The organism is Hymenobacter edaphi, from assembly GCF_003258365.1.
GTDB classification, from domain to species: Bacteria; Bacteroidota; Bacteroidia; order Cytophagales; family Hymenobacteraceae; genus Solirubrum; species Solirubrum edaphi.
The window spans coordinates 333544-354212 of sequence record NZ_QHKM01000001.1; the positions used below are offsets into that span (position 1 = coordinate 333544).

The 20669-nt window shown below is 67.4% G+C and carries 17 protein-coding genes; 7 read left to right on the forward strand and 10 right to left on the reverse strand.

Annotated features, from left to right (window positions below; translation table 11 throughout):
* Window positions 1-85 precede the first annotated feature (85 nt).
* From hydA to preA, 5 genes are all read left to right on the forward strand, one after another.
* Window positions 86-1462, forward strand: coding sequence for a dihydropyrimidinase (hydA, locus tag DLM85_RS01245; RefSeq protein ID WP_111476254.1), 1377 nt, complete (start codon window positions 86-88; stop codon window positions 1460-1462).
* Window positions 1463-1721: 259 nt separating this feature from the next.
* Window positions 1722-2579: a nitrilase-related carbon-nitrogen hydrolase gene (locus DLM85_RS01250; RefSeq protein ID WP_243635838.1), complete on the forward strand. Its 858-nt coding sequence runs from the start codon at window positions 1722-1724 to the stop codon at window positions 2577-2579.
* Between the two features lie 9 nt (window positions 2580-2588).
* On the forward strand, window positions 2589-2906 hold the full coding sequence (locus DLM85_RS01255) for a hypothetical protein (protein WP_133256831.1): 318 nt from the start codon (window positions 2589-2591) through the stop codon (window positions 2904-2906).
* A gap of 94 nt (window positions 2907-3000) precedes the next feature.
* Window positions 3001-4329, forward strand: a complete 1329-nt coding sequence (locus DLM85_RS01260) for an FAD-dependent oxidoreductase (RefSeq protein ID WP_111476256.1) — start codon at window positions 3001-3003, stop codon at window positions 4327-4329.
* 61 nt (window positions 4330-4390) lie between these two features.
* A complete protein-coding gene (gene preA / locus DLM85_RS01265) occupies window positions 4391-5803 on the forward strand; it encodes an NAD-dependent dihydropyrimidine dehydrogenase subunit PreA (protein WP_111476257.1) in 1413 nt (470 codons plus the stop codon).
* A 63-nt stretch (window positions 5804-5866) separates the two neighbouring features.
* On the opposite strand, the gene DLM85_RS01270 is transcribed toward preA, so the two are convergent.
* From DLM85_RS01270 to DLM85_RS01310, 10 genes are all read right to left on the reverse strand, one after another.
* Window positions 5867-6397: a hypothetical protein gene (locus DLM85_RS01270; protein WP_111476258.1), complete on the reverse strand. Its 531-nt coding sequence runs from the start codon at window positions 6395-6397 to the stop codon at window positions 5867-5869.
* Between the two features lie 64 nt (window positions 6398-6461).
* Window positions 6462-8402 carry a T9SS type B sorting domain-containing protein gene (locus DLM85_RS01275; protein ID WP_133256832.1) on the reverse strand — a complete coding sequence of 647 codons (1941 nt, stop codon included), beginning with the start codon at window positions 8400-8402 and terminating at the stop codon, window positions 6462-6464.
* A 151-nt stretch (window positions 8403-8553) separates the two neighbouring features.
* Window positions 8554-8718: a hypothetical protein gene (locus DLM85_RS25295; RefSeq protein ID WP_165821967.1), complete on the reverse strand. Its 165-nt coding sequence runs from the start codon at window positions 8716-8718 to the stop codon at window positions 8554-8556.
* A 427-nt stretch (window positions 8719-9145) separates the two neighbouring features.
* A complete protein-coding gene (locus DLM85_RS01280; protein ID WP_111476260.1) occupies window positions 9146-9757 on the reverse strand; it encodes a tetratricopeptide repeat protein in 612 nt (203 codons plus the stop codon).
* Window positions 9745-11121 carry a hypothetical protein gene (locus DLM85_RS01285; protein WP_111476261.1) on the reverse strand — a complete coding sequence of 459 codons (1377 nt, stop codon included), beginning with the start codon at window positions 11119-11121 and terminating at the stop codon, window positions 9745-9747. The genes DLM85_RS01280 and DLM85_RS01285 overlap by 13 nt, the downstream gene beginning before the upstream one ends.
* Window positions 11103-13310, reverse strand: coding sequence for an urea transporter (locus DLM85_RS01290; protein ID WP_111476262.1), 2208 nt, complete (start codon window positions 13308-13310; stop codon window positions 11103-11105). Before DLM85_RS01290 ends, DLM85_RS01285 begins: the two co-directional genes overlap by 19 nt.
* Before the next feature lie 137 nt (window positions 13311-13447).
* Entirely contained in the window at window positions 13448-14857 is a 1410-nt protein-coding gene (locus DLM85_RS01295) for a type III PLP-dependent enzyme domain-containing protein (protein ID WP_111476263.1), read from the reverse strand.
* A gap of 169 nt (window positions 14858-15026) precedes the next feature.
* Window positions 15027-16097: an ATP-grasp domain-containing protein gene (locus tag DLM85_RS01300; protein ID WP_243635839.1), complete on the reverse strand. Its 1071-nt coding sequence runs from the start codon at window positions 16095-16097 to the stop codon at window positions 15027-15029.
* 142 nt (window positions 16098-16239) lie between these two features.
* The gene (locus tag DLM85_RS01305; protein ID WP_111476264.1) at window positions 16240-16479 is read right to left on the reverse strand and encodes an HPr-rel-A system PqqD family peptide chaperone; all 240 of its coding nucleotides are present in this window, start codon (window positions 16477-16479) and stop codon (window positions 16240-16242) included.
* A 403-nt stretch (window positions 16480-16882) separates the two neighbouring features.
* Window positions 16883-18049, reverse strand: a complete 1167-nt coding sequence (locus DLM85_RS01310; RefSeq protein WP_111476265.1) for a glycosyltransferase — start codon at window positions 18047-18049, stop codon at window positions 16883-16885.
* 685 nt (window positions 18050-18734) lie between these two features.
* Here DLM85_RS01310 and DLM85_RS01315 point away from each other — a divergent pair.
* Window positions 18735-19844 carry a sensor histidine kinase gene (locus DLM85_RS01315; RefSeq protein ID WP_111476266.1) on the forward strand — a complete coding sequence of 370 codons (1110 nt, stop codon included), beginning with the start codon at window positions 18735-18737 and terminating at the stop codon, window positions 19842-19844.
* A complete protein-coding gene (locus tag DLM85_RS01320) occupies window positions 19841-20605 on the forward strand; it encodes a LytR/AlgR family response regulator transcription factor (protein WP_111476267.1) in 765 nt (254 codons plus the stop codon). Before DLM85_RS01315 ends, DLM85_RS01320 begins: the two co-directional genes overlap by 4 nt.
* The last annotated feature ends 64 nt before the right edge of the window (window positions 20606-20669 follow it).

Below are 20669 nucleotides of genomic sequence, written 5' to 3' on the forward strand. Positions count from 1 at the left end.
AATAATTATGGCCTTGAGTAAATTGAAATCAGCGCGGAAAAGCTTATATTTTCCATCTGATTCCGGTACTTCTTTTCCCCGTTGAATGGCGTCTTTGCTGATTAAAAATGGCCGCGTCGTGACGGCCGATTCCGACGCGGTGTGTGACATCCTGATTGAGGGCGAAACCATTGCCGCCATCGGGAAAAACCTGCCCGTGCAGGCCGACGAAGTCATCGACGCCACTGGCAAAATCATCGTGCCCGGCGGCATCGACCCGCACGTGCACCTGGATATGCCCTTTATGGGCACGTTCAGCTCCGATACTCACGAGACGGGCACCCGCGCCGCCCTGCACGGCGGCACCACCACCGTCATCGACTTCGTGCTGCAGAAACAGGGCCATAGTCTGCGGGAGGCGCTGGCCGAGTGGCAGGGCCGGGCCACCGGCACCGCCGTGGGTGACTACTCGTTCCACATGGCCGTGACGGACTTCAACCCGAGCACCAAGGAGGAAATCAAGGACATGGTGGCCGAAGGCATTACCTCCTTTAAGACCTTCATGGCCTACAAGGGCGCGCTCATGATTGACGACGCGCAGATGGTGGGGCTGATGCAGGAGGTGCGCCGGCACGGCGGGCTGGTAACGGCCCACGCCACCAACGGCGACATGATTGACACGCTTATTGCCCAGCACCGGGCCCAGGGCAAGCTTACGCCGCGCTACCACTACCTCTCCCAGCCCGAAGTGACGGAGGCCGAAGCCTCGGGCCGATTCGCCGACATTGCCAACTACACCGGCGTCAACGCCTACATCGTGCACCTGACCTGCGAGGGAGCCCTGAATCAGGTGCGCCGCGCCACCGAGCGGAATCAGCGGGTGTTTGTGGAAACCTGCATTCAGTACCTGCTGCTCGACGCCTCGCTCTACGGCGACGATTTTGAGGGCGCTAAGTGGGTGATGTCGCCGCCGCTGCGGGAGAAAAAAGACCAGCAGACGCTCTGGGCCGGCATCAACCAGGGGCTGGTGCAGGTGGTGGGCACCGACCACTGCCCGTTTATGTGGGAGCAGAAACGAATGGGTGCCGACGACTTCTCCAAGATTCCGAACGGGCACCCGGCCATCGAGCACCGCATGGAACTGCTGTTTTCGGAGGGCGTGAGCAAGGGCCGCATTTCGCTGCAGAAGTTCGTGGAAGTCACGAGCACCAACGCGGCTAAGATCTTCGGCATGTTTCCGCGCAAGGGCACCATCAGCATCGGCGCCGACGCGGATCTGGTGCTCATCGACCCCGAGAAAAAGCACACGATTTCGGCCACCACGCACCACATGAACGTGGACTACTCCGGCTACGAAGGCTGGGAACTGACCGGCAAAATCGACACGGTGCTGCTGCGCGGCAAGGTGGCCGTCGACGCGGGCGAGACGAAAGTCGGGCGCGGTTACGGGCGGTTTATCCGCAGAGGGCCAGTTAATTACTAACTTACTGAGGGCAGTTCTTCCGACCGCCGGGCAGAACGCAGCGAAGCATCTCGCTCGTTTCGTTGGCCAATCCTCTCAAAGCGACAATACCATCTTAGCTGACGCTGGCGCCCGGTTACGGCTCGACCGTCCAGCATGGTAATACCGGGAACGTCAGCACGCGCGGTGCTTCGCATGGCGGCCCTTTTCGGCGGCTAGCCAGTGCTGCCTACAGAAACCCTTTCCCAACCAAATAACCGCGTACCCCACAATGCCACGAATGATTAAATCCGGGCTCATTCAGATGAGCCTGCCCATGACCGAAGGCGAAGGCTCGATTGAGGAAATCAAGGAGGCCATGGTGCAGAAGCACATTCCGCTGATTGAGGAAGCCGGCCGGCAGGGCGTGCAGATTCTGTGCCTGCAGGAAATCTTCAATACGCCCTATTTCTGTCCCGGCCAGGACAAAGCCTGGTACGCCTCGGCTGAATCGGTGCCGGGCCCCACGACCGAGCGCATGGCCGAGTACGCCAGGAAGTACAACATGGTCATTATCGTGCCGGTGTACGAAAAAGAGCAGGCCGGCTTCCTCTACAACACGGCCGCCGTAATCGATGCCGACGGGACGTACCTCGGCAAGTACCGCAAGAACCACATTCCGCACACCTCGGGCTTCTGGGAAAAGTACTTTTTCAAGCCCGGCAACCTGGGCTACCCGGTGTTCCAGACCAAGTACGCCAAAGTGGGCGTGTACATCTGCTACGACCGGCACTTCCCCGATGGCGCCCGGGTGCTGGGCCTGAACGGGGCCGAAATCGTGTACAACCCCTCGGCCACGGTGGCCGGCCTCTCGCAGTACCTCTGGAAGCTGGAGCAACCCGCCCACGCGGCGGCCAACGGCTACTTTATGGGCTGCATCAACCGCGTCGGGGAGGAGAAGCCCTGGAACCTGGGCCGCTTCTACGGCTCCAGCTACTTCGTGGACCCGCGCGGGCAGATTTTTGCCCAGGCTTCGGAAGATAAAGACGAGCTGCTGGTGGCCGACTTCGACCTGGACATGATTGACGAGGTGCGCGCCACCTGGCAGTTCTTCCGCGACCGGCGCCCCGAGACTTACGAGAAGCTGGTGGAGCTGTAAGCCGCCTCTATGGAGCCAACGCCTCCGGCCGGTGCAAGCCGGGCCGCAATTGTAGGGTGGTACAAACGGGCAACAGTCTGCTACGCGCTTCCCTTTGGTTTGGGGTTGTTAGGAGCAGTTGCACCGCTCTTTTTCACGCTGGCGCTGCTTGGCCAGCTGCCGCTCACCCTGACGGGCCTCTTCTTCACGAAACGCGGCTGGACGCTGGCCGTCCGGAGCGGCGACGTGGAGAAAAAGGATGTCGGCTTCGCGAATTTCATTCTCGGGGCCATCCTCCTGGTGCTTGGCCTCCTCGGTTTCGGTCTTGCTTACGTCATGACCGGTTAGCTCCGGCAGCCCGGGCTATGGCGCGCAACGGAACAGCCCGGCGGCGCGCCATAGCCCGGGTCATATTTACCTTCTCTCCGCAACCAACGCCGCAATGGCAGAATTTTCTACCCCCACTACCGAGCAGGAGTTTGATGCGAATTTCGCCCAGATCAAGCCCCTGATGAGCAACACCGAGGCGCTCTATGAAAGCTCCCGGTGCCTGTTCTGCTTCGATGCGCCCTGCATCAAGGCCTGCCCCTCGGGTATCGACATCCCGCAGTTTATCCGGCAGATCAACACCGGCAACCCCACCGGCGCGGCCAAGACCATTTACGAGGCCAACTACTTCGGCAACGCCTGCGGCAAGGTATGCCCCACGGAAGTCTTGTGCGAAGGCGCCTGCGTGTACAACCTCAACGAGCAGAAGCCCATCGAAATCGGGCGGCTGCAGAGCCACGCCACCCGCAAGGTTATCGACAGCGGCCACAAGCTGTTCGGGCCGGGGCCGGCCAATGGGCGCAAGGTGGCCGTTATCGGGGCCGGGCCGGCGGGCATTTCGGCGGCCTGCGAGCTGCGGGCGTTGGGCTACGAGGTGGATGTGTTTGAGGCCCGGGCCCAGCCGTCGGGGCTGACGCTGTACGGCGTGGCGCCCTACAAAATCACCAACGCCGAGACGCTGGCCGAAATGGATTACCTGGAGCAGCAGTTTGGCTACCGGGTCCGCTACAACCAGCGCATCAGCCGCCGCGAGGAGCTGCAGGCGCTGGAAGACACCTACGACGCCATCTTCCTCGGCATCGGCCTGGGGGCGACCAACGCCCTGCTGCTGCCCGGCGAGGAGCGGCAGAACTGCGTGGGCGCGGTGGAGTTCATCGAGCAGCTGCGCATCGGGCACCAGCAGGTGCAGGTGGGCAAGAAGGTCGTCGTGCTCGGCGGCGGCAATACGGCTATGGACGCGGCCTCCGAATCGGCGCGGATGGGGGCCCAGGACGTGGTGCTGGCCTACCGCCGCGGCAAGGACGAAATGGGCGCCTACGAGTTCGAGTACGACCTGGCCAAGGCCGTGGGCGTGAAGGGCTTGTTCAACGTGGCGCCGGTGGAAATCGTGGGCAACGGCAAGGTGGAGGGCGTGCGGTTCATCCGCACCGCTACCGTCGACGGGCAGGTGCAGGCGGTGCCCGGCTCGGAGTTCGTGGAGCCCTGCGACATGGTCATCAAAGCCACCGGGCAGGCCAAGCAGACCGGTTTTCTGCACCTGATTCCGGGCCTGCAGCTCGACGGCAAGGGCCGCATCGTGGCCGATGCCCGCACCGGGCAAACTTCCAATCCGAAGTATTTCGCCTCCGGCGACGCGCTAAACGGCGGGGCCGAGGTCGTTAACGCCGCCGCCGAAGCCAAGCAGACGGCGCGGGGCATTCACGCATTCCTGAGCGGCAACTAACCTCCCTGGCCGTCATGCTGAGCGCAGTCGAAGCATGACGTTCATTTTCAACTGACAACCAATGCCTGACCTTTCCATAAATTTTGCCGGCATCAAGTCGCCGAACCCGTTCTGGCTGGCATCGGCGCCGCCCACCAACTCCGGCTACCAGGTGATGAAAGCCTTCGACGCGGGCTGGGGCGGGGCCGTGTGGAAGACCTTGGGCGTGCCCGTGGTGAACGTATCGAGCCGCTACGGCGGGGTGAACTACCGCGACAAACGCCTCATCGGCTTCAACAACATCGAGCTGATTTCGGACCGCCCGCTCGCGGACAACCTGCGCGAAATCGAGGAGGTGAAAAAGCGCTTCCCCCACCACGCCGTCATTGCCTCGCTGATGGTGCAGAGCCGGCAGGAGTGGCACGACATCGTGCGCGACGTGACCAATGCCGGCGCCGACGGCATCGAGCTGAACTTCGGCTGCCCGCACGGCATGTGCGAGCGGGGCATGGGCTCGGCCGTGGGCCAGGAGCCGGAGGTGCTGCGCACCATCGTGGAGTGGGTGATGGAAGTGGCCCGGATTCCGGTTATCGTCAAGCTCACGCCCAACATTTCGGACGTGACCGAGCCGGCCCGGGCGGCCCGGGCCGGCGGCGCCGACGCCATTTCGCTCATCAACACCATCCAGAGCATCGTGGGCGTGGATCTGGACTTGTTCGCGCCGTACCCCATCGTCGACGGCAAGGGCACCAACGGCGGCTACTGCGGCCCGGCGGTGAAGCCCATTGCCCTGAACATGGTGAAAAACTGCGCCCAGGACCCCGACGTGCGTCTGCCCATTTCGGGCATCGGCGGCATCGAAAACTGGCGCGACGCGGTGGAGCACATTCTGCTCGGCGCCTCCTCGGTGCAGGTGTGCACGGCGGCCATGCACTTCGGCTTTGGTATCATCCGCGAAATGACGGCCGGGCTGGAGCAGTACATGACCGAGAAGGGCTTCCATACGATTTACGATTTCGTGGGCAAGGCCCTGCCGAACGTAAAGCACTGGGAAGATTTGAACCTGAAGTACAAGGTCACGGCCAGCATCAACGAGGACAAGTGCATCGGCTGCCAGCTGTGCTATACGGCCTGCGAAGACGGCGCCCACCAGGCCATCCGGCTGCAGGAAGGCACCCGCACGCCCGCCATCATCGAGGAAAACTGCGTGGGCTGCAACCTCTGCTCGTTGGTGTGCCCGGTGGAGCAGTGCATTACGATGGAGCGCACCGACGACGGCACCCAGCACCGCACCTGGAAGGAGCGCACCGCCGCCGACGATATTCCGGTGACGTTCAACGACGAGCGGGCCGGCGGGCTGCACCACTGGGTGCCCGCGCCGGCCGCCGCGCTGGGCAAGGAGCGGCACAAGACGCTGCCCGGCAAAGCCCGCGCCCTGGGCAGTCCGCAGGACGCCGTGGCGTCGAAAGCTACGGACGTGCTCAGCGCCTCGTAAAGCAGCAAGCCCCTTCGGCCAGCGCGGTCGAAGGGGCTTTTTGCTGCTGGGGGCTCCTCGGGGTTAGGCCGGCACAGCCGCCGCGGCCGATAGCACCGATGTCAAATCCAGTACGTCCGACAGCTGCCGGATGCGGCTCAGCTGGCTGGGGCGAATGACCAGCCGGTGGGCATTCACGTGCGTGCTCATTTTCACCAAACCGGGTACAACCGCATGCGGGATTTGCAGTGCGTATTCGATGCCGAAATCCTCGTTGAACGCGACGATAATCAGGTATTCGAAATGCTCGTGGTGCAAACCCCGGATGGCACTGAATTCTACGTTCTTATCCTTGGAACGCATCCGCCGACCCTTGATCTGGTAACGGATTTTCGGGGCGGCAGGCGTGGCTTGCCGGTACGCGTCGTACCAGAGCTTCGAGTTGTTTTCAAGCCCCAGCCCCAGTTTTTGGGCGACCAGCCATTCGGTGTAGTCACCGATGGGGCTGTTATTCGTTCGGCAAACCTTTAGCTCGGTCAGGCGTCGGAGCACGGTCCCGTATTGTTGCATCAGGTCCAGGGCTTCGGTGGCGGACGAAGCGGCGGTTTCAGGCATAAAAGGTGGGATAATGGCGAGTTGGCTGGGGGCTAAGCTCCATTGCCTACCTGTGTAAACCAAGCTATTTCAGCACTTCCAGCCAGCCCTTGTACTTGCGGCCGTTGGTGTAGGTGACGAGGTAATAGTAGGTGCCCGCCGTACCCGCGCCGGGCCAGCGGAACGTGCGCTCGGGCGAGTGGTACACCTCGTTGCCCCAGCGCGTAAAGATGCGGACCCCGGCAAAGCGCTGCTCGCAGAAATCGGGCGGCAGGCTGGGCAGGGTAAAGGCGTCGTTGAGGCCGTCGCCGTTGGGCGTGATGACGTTGGGCGGCAGGAAGGCCACGGTATCGGCGCTGGGCAGCAGCTGGAAGCGCACGGTGCGCTGCTGCGGAAGCGGGGTGCAGGTGGCGGTTTCGGTGAGCTGAAACACCACGGTCATTTCCTGCCGGGTAGGGGCCGCGCAGTCGGCCCGCCACTGGAAGGTGCCGTCGGCGCGGCCGGTGCCGCCCTGGGCGCTGAACTGCATGCCCGCGGCCGCCAGGTCGAAGCCCTGGCCGGTGGCGGTGAGGGTGAGGGCGTTCTGGTCGGCGTCGGTGCCGAGCAGGGTGGCCGAGTACGTCTCGCCCAGGCGCACGGGCACCAGCACGGGCGGGTCGGCGGCGTCGAGCGGGGCGGGCGGAAAGGTGCTGGTCAGCAGCGGGGCGCGGTTCACGGCCGGGCGGGCCGTAAAGGCCAGGCGCACGGTGTCGCGCTTGGGCAGGGCGCAGCCGTTGTCGGCCACGATGAGGTCGAGCAGAAACACCTTACCCTGCGAGTCCATACAGTCGGGGAAGCAGAGGGTGGCGCGCAGGGTATCGGGGGCGCCGGCGGTGCGCACGGTGCCGCTGGTGGTGCCGGCGGTGAAGGTCGGGCTGTTGGCGGCGCTGGCCGTGAAGTTGACCGGCCGGGTCGTCAGCGTCAGTTGGGAGCTGGGGTTAGGGTCGGTGAAGACGAGCTGCACGCAGTGGTCGGCGCCGGGCAGCAGGCGCAGCGTGTCGCGGGTGGGCTGGTAGGCGCGGGGGCGGCCGGGCAGCTGCACGGCCACGCTCGGGGCCGCGTTCAGGGGGCAGGCCAGCACGTACAGCTGAAAGTCGCGGCGCGTCTCCCCGATTTTGACGCCCCGGCGGTACTCCGCGCAGCGCACTCCGAACACGAACAGGCCCAGGCGCGTGGGCCGCACCGTCAGGCGGCCCGTGCGGGCATCGATGCCGAGCGTGGGCGTCCCCGGAATCTGGTTCTGGGCGCTCAGACCGCTGCTCCAGGTGATGGGGCTGAAGGGCGCGGCCTGGCTGCTGGTCAGGGTGGGGGCGCTGGCGCTGGTGTGCCCGTTGAGCGGCGTCACCATGTCGTAGACCAGCGAGTCGCCGTCGGCATCCTGCCCGCCGAAGTCGTAGTAAAACAGCTCGCCCACGCAGGCGTAGTCGCCCAGCGGGGGAAAGATGCGCGGGGTGGAATCGACGAACGGCTGGCCGCCGCGCACCACGGCCGGAAACTCCAGGTAGAACGTCTGGGCCGCCGCGCCGGGCCCCACGATGTTGCCGATGGCCAGGTTGCGGCAGCAGCGCTCCACGGCCGCGTAGTAGCCGGCCGCGCCGGTGTACGTGGCCGCATCCAGGGTCACGGCGCGGCTGTAAACCAGCTTGCGCGTGCTCAGCGAGCCGGTGGTGCAGGCCGGGTTGGTGTAGCTGACGAAGGTATTGCTGACCAGCGGCAGCGTGAGCTGCTGCATGCGCTGGTTGGTGGCCTTATCGAAGATGCCGGCCAGCAGGGCGTTGTCGAGGGCGGCGGCGTTGCCGTTGACGGCGTCGAAGTACAGGTTCAGGGTGAGCGTGTAGGTGCTGCCGCTTTGGTGCGTCAGCTCCATCTCGCCGCCCACGATGTGCGTGGCGCGGGCCGGCCGCAGCAGCCCCAGGCAGCACAGCAGCAGCAGGCCGCGCAGGAAAAGAGAAAAGGAAGGCGCCATCACCACGTCAACGAAAAGCATATTGGCCGGGGCCGGGAGCAGGCCGGGGCACGGGTAAGAGAAACAGCATGCGGAAGCCGGAAAGCGCGACCGGGCGCGGCCGGCCGGTCGGTTGAGGGCGGGCAAACCCGCAAAGCAGCGGCCGGCCCGGATGCCGGCCGCTGCCCGGGGCTTAGCTGGCGCCGCCCGTGCCGGTGGTGGTGGGGGTGCTGGTGGGCGTGCCGCAGCCGCCGCCCTTGCCGCCTTTCGGGCTGACGTCGGGCGTTTCGCAGCTGCTAACCGCCAGCGCAAGGCCGGCCAGCAGCAGGCCGGAAAAACGAAGTGAAAGGTTGCGCATAAGGAAAACGGGTTGAAGGGTGAAACACGGGCTGAACTGGCATTGCCCGCGCCGGCCAGCCCTGTCGGCGCGGGCAGGTAGCAGAGGCTGTTCCCGCCGGCAGGGCGGGGCTACGGCTCCAAAGCAAGAGCAATGCGCGCGGGGCGCTAAACGCAATAGACGACCCGCCCCCGGACGCCGACGAATGGCCCTGATTCGGTGCTATATAAGCTCGGAAAAAATCACCAGATAGTTGCCGCTGAAAGGCGGCGGCGGTACAAAAAAAAGGCCGCCGGTATCAGCCGGTACCGGCGGGCCGCCGCGCCCCGCGCCCCGCCTCCCGGATGTCGCACACAAGGCAAGGCAGAAAAAGCGCTGGGGTAAGGTTTACGAGCGGGCTGATCGGGCTTTGGCAGCCTGCTCAGCGCATCGGAATGCCCCTGATTCCCTACTGGGTCCGTTTCAGGCCGGCGGTGGCGGTGGCGTCGCCGGGACGGATGAGCAGGGCTTTGCCGTAGAGCACGCGGGCCTCGGTTTTCTTGCCCAGGTTCAGGTAGGCCCAGGCCAGCGAGAGGTTGGCGTCGTAGTCGAAGGGGTAGAGGTTGACCACCTTCTCGAAGTAGCGGGCCGCGGCCTCGTAGCTTTTGCGGTTGAGCAGGATAACGCCCAGCCAGTAGTTGGCCTGGGTGTTCTGCGGGTCGATTTTCAGAATGGCCTGGTACAGCTCCTGCATGCGCTCCACCTTGCTCAGGGCGTTGAGCGGCTTTACCAGGCCCAGCTTCGGCTCGATGGCGTAGGGGCGCTGCTCCACGGCTTTCTGGTAATACGCCTCCGACACCGGGTAGTTTTTGGCCAGGAAATACAGCCAGCCCAGGCGCAGATTCTGCTCGTAGGTGCCGGCGTAGCCCTTTTTCAGGGCCGCAATGGCCTCGGCGTACTCGCCCTTGGCCTCGGCGGCGTAGCTGCTGGCAAAGGCAGCCTGCAGGTCCTGGGCGCGGGCGCCCAGGGGCACGGTGAGGGCCAGGAGCAGCGCAGCGGTGAAGGGTTTTACCAGGTCCATGTGGCGGCGAGGGTCAGCGTGTGTTGGGTGTAAAACGTAAGAGTCTGAATCTGGGTGCGCGCTTCGGCGCCGTAGTAAAGGCGCGTCTGCCAGTGGCCGCCGGGCAGCGGCACCAGCAGCCCCAGGCCCAGGCGGCGGCGCAGCGGGTCGAGCAGGTTGTACACGTAGGCCCCGTCCTGGTCGGCCAGCACCGGCACGCGCCCCCAGCCCGCGTAGCCTTCGGCCCACAGGCGCGAAGCCAGCCGGGCGCCGGCGCCCAGCAGCGCGTGCGGGTAGGTGCGCCCGGCCGAGCGCACGAAGGCCGCCCGCGTGAAGCCGTAGAGACGCAGGTTGCCCAGCGGCAAGACCGTCAGCTGCACCTCGGCCTGGGTGCGGCTGGTGTCGGTGAGGCGGCCGGCGTAGAGGCCGGCCTGCAGCTGCCAGTACGGGCGCCCGTAGCGCAGCGCCGCGTACGCGAGGTGGCCGGGGTAGCGCGTCTCGTGGAAGCGGCTGCTGGTGAAGTGGTAGCCCAGGCGCCCCTGCAGGTGCAGCGGCAGCGGCACCGTTAGCAGGGCCTGGTAGTCGAACTGCCGCACCGGCACCCAGCGGGGGCGCAGCGGCTCGGGGTAGGGGCTGGGGCGCGAGTCGGGGTCGGCCACGGCCACGCGCACCTGCTGGGCGTAGTGCGAGGCAGCCTGCCAGAGCGTCCAGCCGCCGCCAAACTGGCTGCCCACGCCCAGGCGCCCGAAGCTGGCCGTGCTGCGGTCGGGGCTGCTGGGCCACTGCGCGCCCAGCTCGGCTTCGGCGCGGGCCACGGCGCGGGGGCGCAGGCGCAGCGCCCGCCGCAGCGAGTCGGGCAGGGGCCGGGCCAGCCGGGCGGCGGTTTCGCGCTGGTTCAGGGCCAGCCAGCCGTAGGCCAGCCCCAGGCGCGCAAGCGGGTCGGCGGCATTGGCCCGCCGGGCGCGTTCGTAGTGCCCGATGGCCGCCGCGGGCCGGCCGCGCAGGGCGGCGGCGTAGCCCAGCCGCCGGCGCAGCACCGGGTAATCGAGGCCCAGGGCGAGGGCGCGGCGGCCGGCCGAATCCAGCGCCGCCCAGCGACCTTGCGCCAGCAGCGCGGCCGTCACACTGTCGGCAAAGGCGTAGTCCGACAAGTCCCGCGGGCCGGTGCGCTGGGGCCGCCGGGCCGAATCGGCCGCGGCCGGCGCCACGGGCTCCACCACCAGGCTGTCGGCGGCGGGGCGCAGGGTGTCGGCCGGCGGCGGCTCCACCACCAGGCTGTCGGGGCGGGCGGGCGGCGCGGTCTGGGCCCCGGCCGGCCGCAGGCGCAGCCCCGGCAGCAGGCCGAGCCAGAGCAGCAGGGGCAGAATCAGGCGACGGGGCGGCATACGAAGCGAAGAGGCGAAGACGAAGCGGGCAGTTGCACGCGGAAGCCGGCCAGGGCGCCGCCGGTCAGCTCGATTTCGGCCTGCTGCAGCGGGCGCACGCGGCCGAAGTAGCGCAGCTCGGCGCGGCTGCTGAGTTGCAGGCGGCGCGGGTGGTAGGCGTCGTCGGCTCCGTGGCAGCGCAGGGCGAAGCAGGGGCGCACAAAGCGCACAAAGGGCGCCACCACGTCCTGGGCCCACCGCAGCGCGGGGTTGCGCACCAGCGTCAGCGGAAAGGCGTCGAGCAGCTCGGCCTGGGGCTGGTAGCTGAGCAGCACCCGGTAGGCGGCGCGGTAGAAGAAGTAAAGCGCGGTGGTTTCGGGGCCGTAGTAGGCCGTGAAGCTGAAAGTCGCCGTGCTGCGCTCGAAGTAAGCCACGGCCCCGGAGTGGTGGCAGTAGAGGTAGGTGTGGTTGTAGGCATCGGTAAACACTTCCCAGCGCTGGGCCGGGGCTGCTTCGTCGTCGGGGTTGCGCACGTCGAGGCGGAAGCCGGGCGGCAGGTCGAAGGCCTGGCTGAGCAGCGGGCTCGGCGGCAGGTTCTGCACCGTTTCGCCCTCGGCCGGCACCCGGAAGCTGCGCACCTGCGCCTCGGGGCCGCGGCCGCTGAGGTAGTAGGCCAGCGGGTAGGCGAGGGTACGCGAGCCGATGTAGGGCGTAGCCTGCACCTGGAAATGCACATGCGGCTCGGCCGAGCGGCCCGAGTTGCCGCAGGTGCCCAGCAGGTCGCCGCGGCGCACCCGCTCGCCCACCTGCACCGGCGTGCTGTGCGGCCGCAGGTGCGACACCTTGCTGAACAGCCCCGGCCCGTGCTCCAGCACCACGGTGTTGCCCCAGTTCTGGCGCGTATTCACCTGCCCGATGGGGTTATCGTCGATGTGCGACACGACTTCCACCACCACCCCGTCGGCCGGAGCCAGCACGGGCTTGTTGTAGCAGTAGTAGTCGGCCAGGTTGGCGCCGGGGCCCCGGTAGGTGCGCCCGTCGACGTCGCGGATCATAAAGTCCAGCGCATCAGCCCATTCTCCCTGGTGCGTGGGCTGGCCCGCGTAGCCCTGCGTCACCTGCCACTCGCCCAGAAAGGGCAGGCTCAGGTGCACGTAGAGCTGGCTTTGCAGCCGCTCCCGGTCGTTGGTGTAGGCGTAGAGGTTGCGCTCGGGTGAGTAGCGCTGAATGGGCGTAAGCGGCAGCCAATCAGCGCGCTGACGCAGCAGCAGCACGTACAGAAACAGCTGCGACGTCAAGCAAAACGGCAGCGCAAAGGCCGGCAGCCCCAGCCGCGCCAGCAGGGTCGTCAGCCCCGCCACCAGCACCGCCGTGACGGGCACGCTCAGCAGCGCCCACAGGTACGAGGCCGCCGACGGAATGACGAACACCCCGCCCACCGCCACGGCCGCCATGATGTAGTTGGCGCCCAGGTTGTAGTGGTTGATGCCGCCCGGCGCGTAGGCCCCGGTGGCCATGCCGAAGGCGTAGGCCCCCAGAAACGCCACTATCGACAGCGAAAACGCAATGCGGGAGTGCCAGAGCAGCCCGGCGGCCATCAGCAGGCCCACCAGCGGACTGTCCTGAAAAAACACCGAGCTCAGGGCCCGCAGGTAGGTGTCGGGCATCAGCGGCAGGTGCCAGCCGTTGAGCCAGTGGATGACGTGCAGCAGCGGCGCCCCGCCCACGGCGTACATTTCGTTGAGCCAGTAGATGCCCCGCTCGTTCAGGGCCAGGGCGTGAAACTGCTCGGCCGCGGGCGTGAGCAGCCAGATGACCAGCAGAAACGGCAACGACAGCGGCGGCAGCCCCCGCGGGGCCAGCCAGCCGCCCAGGGCCACCGTCAGCAGCAGGGCCAGCAGCGCGCCCACCAGCAGCACCAGCCCGTAGGCCCAGCCCGGCTCGTAAAACGTGCCCAGCGCCAGCCCCACCAGCAGGGCGTTGAAGCTGTGGCCGCCGGTGGCCAGCACTTCCCGGTTGAAGCCCAGCAGCCAGCCCGCGCCCACCGCCAGTACCGCCGCCGCCAGGCCGGCCGCCCCCGCGCCGGGGTTGGCAAACGAGAGCAGCAGCAGCAGGGCTGCGAAACCCCGGTGCTGGGAAAAGAAAATCAGGCTGTAGCTGCGCAACACGGCCAAAGCGAGGGTGCGCAGGGGCGTATTGGCTCGGAGCATTTGGGGGCCTCGCCCCCGGCTTCCCACAAGAGTGAGGAAGCCGAGGCAGTGCGAACAATGAATTGGTGGAAAAGCAAATGTAGAACGGGCGGGGCCGCGCAGCGCGAGCGGAGCGGCCCCGCGGCGTCAGAACGACATCAGCCGGGCGTCGCCGTTGCTGACGGCTGGCTCCCCCTTGCTTGGGGAGAGGAGGCCGGAGGATGAGGCCCCAGGTGCGCCGGTACTTCCTCCAGCTGCTGCAGGTAGTCCAGCGTTTCGGCCTGGCGGATGCGGTGGGGGCGGCCCTGCTCGTCGAGCAGCACCACGGCCGGGCGCAGGGTGATGAACTGCATCCACTGGGTCATGTTGTAGGCGCCCACTTTGTGCACCACCACCTGGTCGCCGCGGTTGAGCAGGGGCAGGTTCACGCTGTCGCGCAGCACGTCGATGTTCATGCACAGCGGCCCGTAGAGCACCGTGTCCTCGGTGTGCTGCGAAAAGTCACCGGCCGGGCTTATCTTGTGGTCGTACCAGAAGCTGGTGAAGAGCACGTTCACCCCGAAGTCGAGGATGGTGGCGCGGCGGCCGTCGGCCAGGCGCTTGGTGGCCAGCACCGTGCCCAGCAAATAGCCCGCGTCGTCGACGAGCAGGCGGCCGGCTTCGAGGATGAGCAGGGGCAGCTCGTCGGGCCGGAAGCCCGCCCGCTGCAGCGTATCGGCAATGACTTCGGCAAACTCGTCGATGCCGGGCGCGGTGTCGGTGCCGGGCAGGTAGGCGCCCTTCAGGGTGTTGGTCGACGGGAAGCCGCCGCCCAGGTCGAGGTACTGAATGGGCGTGTTCAGCTGGGTGCGGCAGCTCCAGGCCAGGTCGGCCAGCTTCTGGGCGGCCACGCCGTAGGGCTTGGTTGTGAGCAGGTAAGTGCCCAGGTGGCAGTGCAGCCCCACCAGCTCCAGCCGCCCCGAGCCCACGATGCGGCCGATGGCGTTCCAGGCCTGCCCGTTTTCCAGGTTGAAGCCGAACCGGTCCCACTGCGGGTACACGCCCGCGTCGAGGTTGACGCGCACCGCCACCCGCGGCCGGCGCGGCAGCCCGGCGGCCAGGTCCAGCAGCTCGTACAGCTCGTCGAAGTGGTCGAGGTGAATCACCGAGTCCAGCGCGCAGGCCCGCTGCAGCTCCGCCCGCGACTTGCCCGGCCCGTTGAAGATGATCTGCGGGCCGGGCACGCCGTTCAGCAAGGCCTTTTCGTACTCGAAACCCGACACCACCTCGGCCCAGGCGCCCTCCTGGTGAAACACCCGGCACACGGCATTGAGGTAGTTGGTTTTGTACGACCACGCCAGCTGCACCCGCGGGTAGCGCGTGCGAAACGCCCGCACCGCCTGCTGGTAGTTGCGCCGCAGCTGCTTTTCGCTGAGCACGAACAGCGGCGAGCCGAACGCCCGCAGCAAGTCCTTCACCGGCGCCCCGTCGATATCGGGCACCGGCTGGGCCTCGGTGCGCGCGCCGAACTTGTTGAGCGGCCCGGCGCTGAGCTTTTTGATGAGCGGCCGTTCGTAGCGTTGTTTCATGGGGTTAGGGAGGAGTCAGAAGCTAGGAGTTAGGAGCTGGAATGGGAATAGGGAAGTGAGAATGTGGTTTTGTTATCTGGGCAGAAACCAAGCGCCGCGTTAGTCAGTAGCCTCCTAGCTCCTAGCTCCTAGCTCCTAGCTCCTAGCTCCTAGCTCCTAGCTCCTGGCATCACAGCTCGCCGAAAGCGGAAATCTGGTGAAACTCGTGGTTGTCGGTAATCAGGTCCCAGGCGTAGCGGATAAACATGCGGCCCACGGCGTACTCCGTCCAGGGCTCCGTGGGCAGGCCCAGGGCCAGGCGCACCAGCGCGGCGGGCTGGTTCTGGCCCGCCGCCGCCGTCAGGTAAATCCAGGCCGGAAAGCGCGGGTTGATTTCCAAGATGTAGGGCCGCCCGTCGGCGGTGCGCATGAGTTCCAGCTCGCAGCCGCCGCGCCAGCAGGTGCCCGCCACGAAGCGGCGCGCCAGCTGCAGCAGGGTCTCGTCTTCCAGCGTGATGCCGGCCCAGGCCTTGCCCTTGTCGGTGATGTAGAGCTTGCGCATGGGCACCACGCTCAGGGTGCGGCCGGTGCCGTCGCCCAGGGCCGCCACGTTGATTTCGTGGCCCTGCACGAATTCCTGCGCAATAACGGGCAGGCCCCACTTGGCGCTGAGCTGGTGAAAGGCCTGGCGCGCCTGCTCCAGCGTGTGGGCCACCGAGGCGTCGTAATACCGGCCCTTGATGACCAGCGGGTAGCCCAGCTGCTCGGCCGCCGGGGCCAGTTCGTCGGCGCGGTGCACGAGGCGCTGCTGGGGCACCAGCAGGCCGTGTGCCTCACCGAAAGCGCGCAGGTTCAGCTTGTCGCGGGCTTCCAGCTGCTCCATGGTGGGCAGGAAGGTGCGGATGCCCAGCGCCGCCAGCCGCGGGGCCAGACGCACGAAGTTGGGCAGCTCCGCGTCGAAATTCGGGACGATGACATCCAGCCCCTCCCGCTCGTGAATCTCGCCGAGGCGCTCCAGCAGCACCTGCGTGCCAGCCGAAGGGTAGGGTAGTTGGTAAGTTTTATCGACGAGGTCGTGCATGTAAATGCCCGGCTCCAGCGCCTCGTAGCTCAGCCCGATGATGCGCACGGCAAAGGCCGGGCTTTCGCGCAGGGCCCGGATGACGGCCACGCCCGGCCCGGGGCTGTCGATGGCGTTCAGCCCGGTCACGCCGATGACGTAGCGCGGGCGGTGGTCGGCAGGGGGATGGGCGTCGGACAAGGGGAGTAGGGACAGGCGTTTCGGGGAATAACAAGGCGGGAGCAGAGCAATATAGCGCGGGCATGGCTGCGCCGACTCTCAGTTCAGCCCGCGTCTGCCTGAACGATGACGGCCACGCAAACGCGGGCTGAAGCCCGCACTACTAGTCCAGCAGCTGATGGTCGCGCAGCTGGGCCACGAGGTCGTCCCAGTCTTTTTCCAGCTGGTTGGGCTCCACGTCGTAGCGGTTGAGCAGGTGGGTTTTGATGGCGGCCGGGCTCTGGTCCTGCTTGAGCAGCTGCAGGATTTCGGTGGCCAGCGCGTTGGCCGTGAACGAGTCACCGGTAGCGGGGTTGAAGATGAACCCGGTTTCGCTGGTGGCAATATTCTTCTTGAGTTTCATAGCAAACGCGGCTGCCGGCGCCGCGGCGGGTCGGGGGAAATCGGGGCAGTAGCGGCCGGGGCCGCCCCATCGGTCCGCTAAACATACGACGCCCCGCCCGCCAGGGCGGCCGGCCAATCGACCAGCTCCGCAAATGTGCCGACAATTTCGCCCCGCCGCTGCTCCGTCGCACGGGCTTTCCGCGTCCGGACGCTCGAAGTCGGGGCGACGATGCCCGGCCGACGCGACCGGACGCGGAAAGCCCGCGCTACATCGTCCGGATTGCCCCGATGACCGCCGCGCCGGGCGTTACCCGCAAAACCCAAGCAGCGTTGCACTCATTCACCACCACTGGGGCGGGGGGCGCAAACGCCAGCGCCGGGCGGCCATCGGGAAGCGTAGCGGTGGGCTCGATAGCGGGCGGTCAGGCGGTGAGGTACTGCACAATATCGGTGAGCAGCCGCCCCTGCTGGGCGGCCGAAAAGTAGCTGCTCAGCTGCGCGTGCGGGGCCTCGGGCGGGGCCTGGCGGCCGGCCTGCAGCACCGCCCGCGTCTGCATGGCGCCGAAAGCCACGTCGCGGGCCGGAAACAGGTGGCGCAGACCGGGGAAGTCGGCGGCGCTGAGGCCCTCGGCCGCCACCACCGGGCAGCCGGCCGCCAGCGCCGCCAGCAGCAGCGGGTCGTAGTCATCGGTGGGGGCGGGGGAGAGCAGCGCATCGAGGGCGGGAAAAAGCAGGCCGCCGGCCTCGGGCGCGTGAAACGGCCGCAGGTACACGGCCTGCGAGAGGCCCAGCGCGCGGGCGTGCCGGCGCAGCCGCTGCCAGCGGCCGGCGTCGGGCCCGGCGTGGGGGTGGCCCACGATGACCAGCTCGGCCGGCAGGTTCAGCTCGCCGCGCAGGCGGTAGAGCACTTCCAGGGCAAAATAGCCGCTGTGGCCATCGTCGGCCACGCCCAGCAGCGGGGCCGCGGCGGGTAGGTCGAGCAGGCGGCGGGCCTGGGCGGGCGGCGTGGCGGCCACGCGGCGGGCGGTGGCGGGCAGGCCGGGCGGCACCACCCACAGCTGCCGCGCGTCGAGGCCGGTACGAGCTTCCACGGCACGGGCCGTGCCGGGCAGCGGGGCCAGCCAGGCATCGAGCGGGCGGCGGCTCAGGCGGGCCCACCACGCGGCGGGGGCCGCCGCGGCCAGGGGCTCCTGCTGCTGAAACAGCAGGCGCAGGCGCCCGCCCAGCAGCCACTTGGCGGCGCTGGCCACCGGCAGATCGAGGGCGCGGACCACCAGCAGCGTGCCAATGCGCTGCCGGCGCAGCCAGCGGGCCAGCAGCCAGGCCGCGCGCGGTACGCGGCGCAGGCTCCGGGGGGCCGCCAGGGGCTGCACCGGCAGCCGGCCGGTGGCGTGGGGGGCCAGGGGCGAATCGGCGGCCGCCACCAGCTGCACGGGCTGGGCGGCGGCGCGCAGCGTGGCGCACAGCCGCAGCAGTTGCTCTTCGGCCGGACCCAGGTCAGGGGCCAGGCTCAGCACGGCCAGCGGCTCGGCCAGCCCGGCCGGCGCACTGGGCCCAACAAGGACGGACGCGGAAACAAACGTGGGCATAAGGCGGAAAGCGAGGCAGGAGCAGCGGCTCAAACATAGCCGCCCGCCCGGAGCCGCTTCCGCGAATCAGACCAGCCGCCCGATTGTCTCGACCAATCCGGCCCGGCAGCGGCCGGACGCCGGGTCCGGCGGGCGGCGCGGCCCGGCGCCCGGCCAGCTAGAAAAACCCGCCGTTCGTCTAGGTCCAGGGTCGATTGGGCGAATGCGCCAGCGCGGCAGCGGGCGGCTGCGTTGTTTTACCGCAGGTTTCTGCCCCGCGTCACCTGCGGCACCGTTCGGTCAGCTTCGCTGGACCCAGGGTAGCTGACCGAAGGCTTAAACTTTATTGTGTTGGGGAAAAGGCCGCTTCGGTTCGAGGCGGTTTTTTTATTGTCAACTATCTGAAAATAAGCCGGTAAATAAGGAGTATGTATCGGGAGCGGCCTTCTGCGCCGCGCAGGACGACGGACGACTACCCGAACACAGACTTCCTGGATGCAGGTGGTGCATCGACCGAGGAAAAGCCCGCGCCGGTCGGTAAACTTCGGCCGCTGGTGGAGTGCCGCTCCGGTGAAGGCGGCGCCGCCCGTAGCTTGCCGCCGATTGGCGGGGCCGCCCCGCCCGGGTGCCCGCCGCGGTCAACCCCGCCGGCCGCTCCTGCGTCTGAGGGCGCAGGGCCGGTGCCCGCTCCTCGATTCGCCTGCCCATGCCGCTGAATGCCGCATTCGTCCGTCACGCCTCCGCGCTGCTGCTGCACGCCCTCATCTGGGGGCTGATCGGGCTGCTGCTGGCCTCGCCGCCGCCGGGGCAGCCCAGCCCGCTGCCCACGGCCTTCTGGCTGAAGCAGGGCGCGGTGCTGCTGGCGCTGATGGTGGTGTTTTACGCCAACGCGCGCTGGGCCGTGCCGCGCCTGCTCTACCGCCGCCGGGGGTGGCTGTATCTGCCCCTGCTAGCGGCGGCCGTGGCGTGCGTGCTCGGGCTGCACCAGCGTCTGGAGGTGGCCCTGAACGTGCCCGAGCTGCTGGCCCAGGCCCGCGAAAACGCCCTGAACGTGAGTGCCTGGTGCGGCCCGCGCCCCCACGTGCAGCTCGGCCCCCAGGACGCGCCCGATCTGCTCAACCCCGGCATCCTGCTCATCACCCTGCTCACGCTGGCCATCAGCACGGGCACCACGGTGGTGCAGCGGGCCCAGCACGAGGCCCAGGTGCGGCGCGAGCTGGAGCAGGAAAAGCTGGCCACCGAGCTGAGCCTGCTCAAGGCCCAGATCAACCCGCACTTCTTCTTCAACACGCTCAACAACATCTACGCCCTCACGCTCATCGACGGCGAGCAAGCCCGCGCCGCCCTGCACCGCCTCTCGCGCATGATGCGCTACGTGCTCTACGAAACGCCCGCCGGTACCACCCTGCTGAGCCACGAATTGACGTTTGCCCGGGACTACATCGAGCTGATGCACCTGCGCCTGACCGACAAGGTGCAGGTGACCTTCGAGGCGCCCGAGCACGTGCAGGAAGTGCCGATTGCGCCCATGCTGCTGCTGCCCTTCGTCGAAAACGCCTTCAAGCACGGCGTCAGCGCCACGGCGCCGAGCCGCATCTACATCGGCGTGCGCCAGCCGGATGCGCAGACCGTGGAAATGGAAGTGCGCAATACCCTGTTTCCGGAGCGCCCGGGCAGCCTCGACGAGCCCGGCGGCATCGGCCTCGTCAACACCCGCCGCCGCCTGGAGCTGCTCTACCCCGGCCGCTACACCCTCACCGTCAACCCGCGCACCGCCCACCACGAGTACCAGGTGCTCCTAACCTTAGCCGTATGATTCTCAGCTGCATTGCCGTCGACGACGAGCCCCTGGCCCTGGGCATGGTGTGCGCCTTTATCGAGCAGACGCCGTTTCTGAAGCTGGCGGGGCGCTACGGCAGCGCCGTGGAAGCCCTGCGCGGCCTGCACCAGCCCGCCATGCAGGCGGACCTGATTTTCCTCGACATCCAGATGCCCGACCTCAACGGCCTGGAGCTGGCCCGCGTGCTCGGCCGCGGCGAGGACAAGGCCCGCATCATCTTCACCACCGCCTTCAACCAGTACGCCCTCGAAGGCTACAAAGTCGACGCGCTGGACTACCTGGTGAAGCCCTTCAACTACGACGAGTTTCTACGCGCCGCCCTCAAGGCCAAAAACTACTTCGAGCTGATTCGGCGCCCCGCCAGCGAGCCGGCCCCGGCCCCGGTAGCCGTGCCCGCCGCCCCGCCCGGCCCCGAGGACGAGTACCTCTACCTGAAAGTGGAGTACCAGCTGGTGCGCGTGCCCCTGAGCGACATCCTCTACATCGAGGGCCTGAAGGACTACATCAAGGTGTACCGCCGCAGCGAAACCAAGCCGCTGCTCTCGCTTTCCAGCCTCAAGGGCGTGGAAGACAAGCTGCCCGCGCGCCGCTTCATGCGCATTCACCGCTCCTACATCGTGGCGCTGGACCACATTACGTCCGTCACCCGCGGCACCGTGCAGATCGGCGGCGAAACCATCCCCGTCAGCGACAGTTACCGCGAGGCGTTTGATAAGTATTTGAGCCGGTGGAAGTAGGCCCGGCGCTGCCCTGACCGGAGCGATGCATCAACCCGAACCTCAGGCCGAGCGCAGCCAGGGT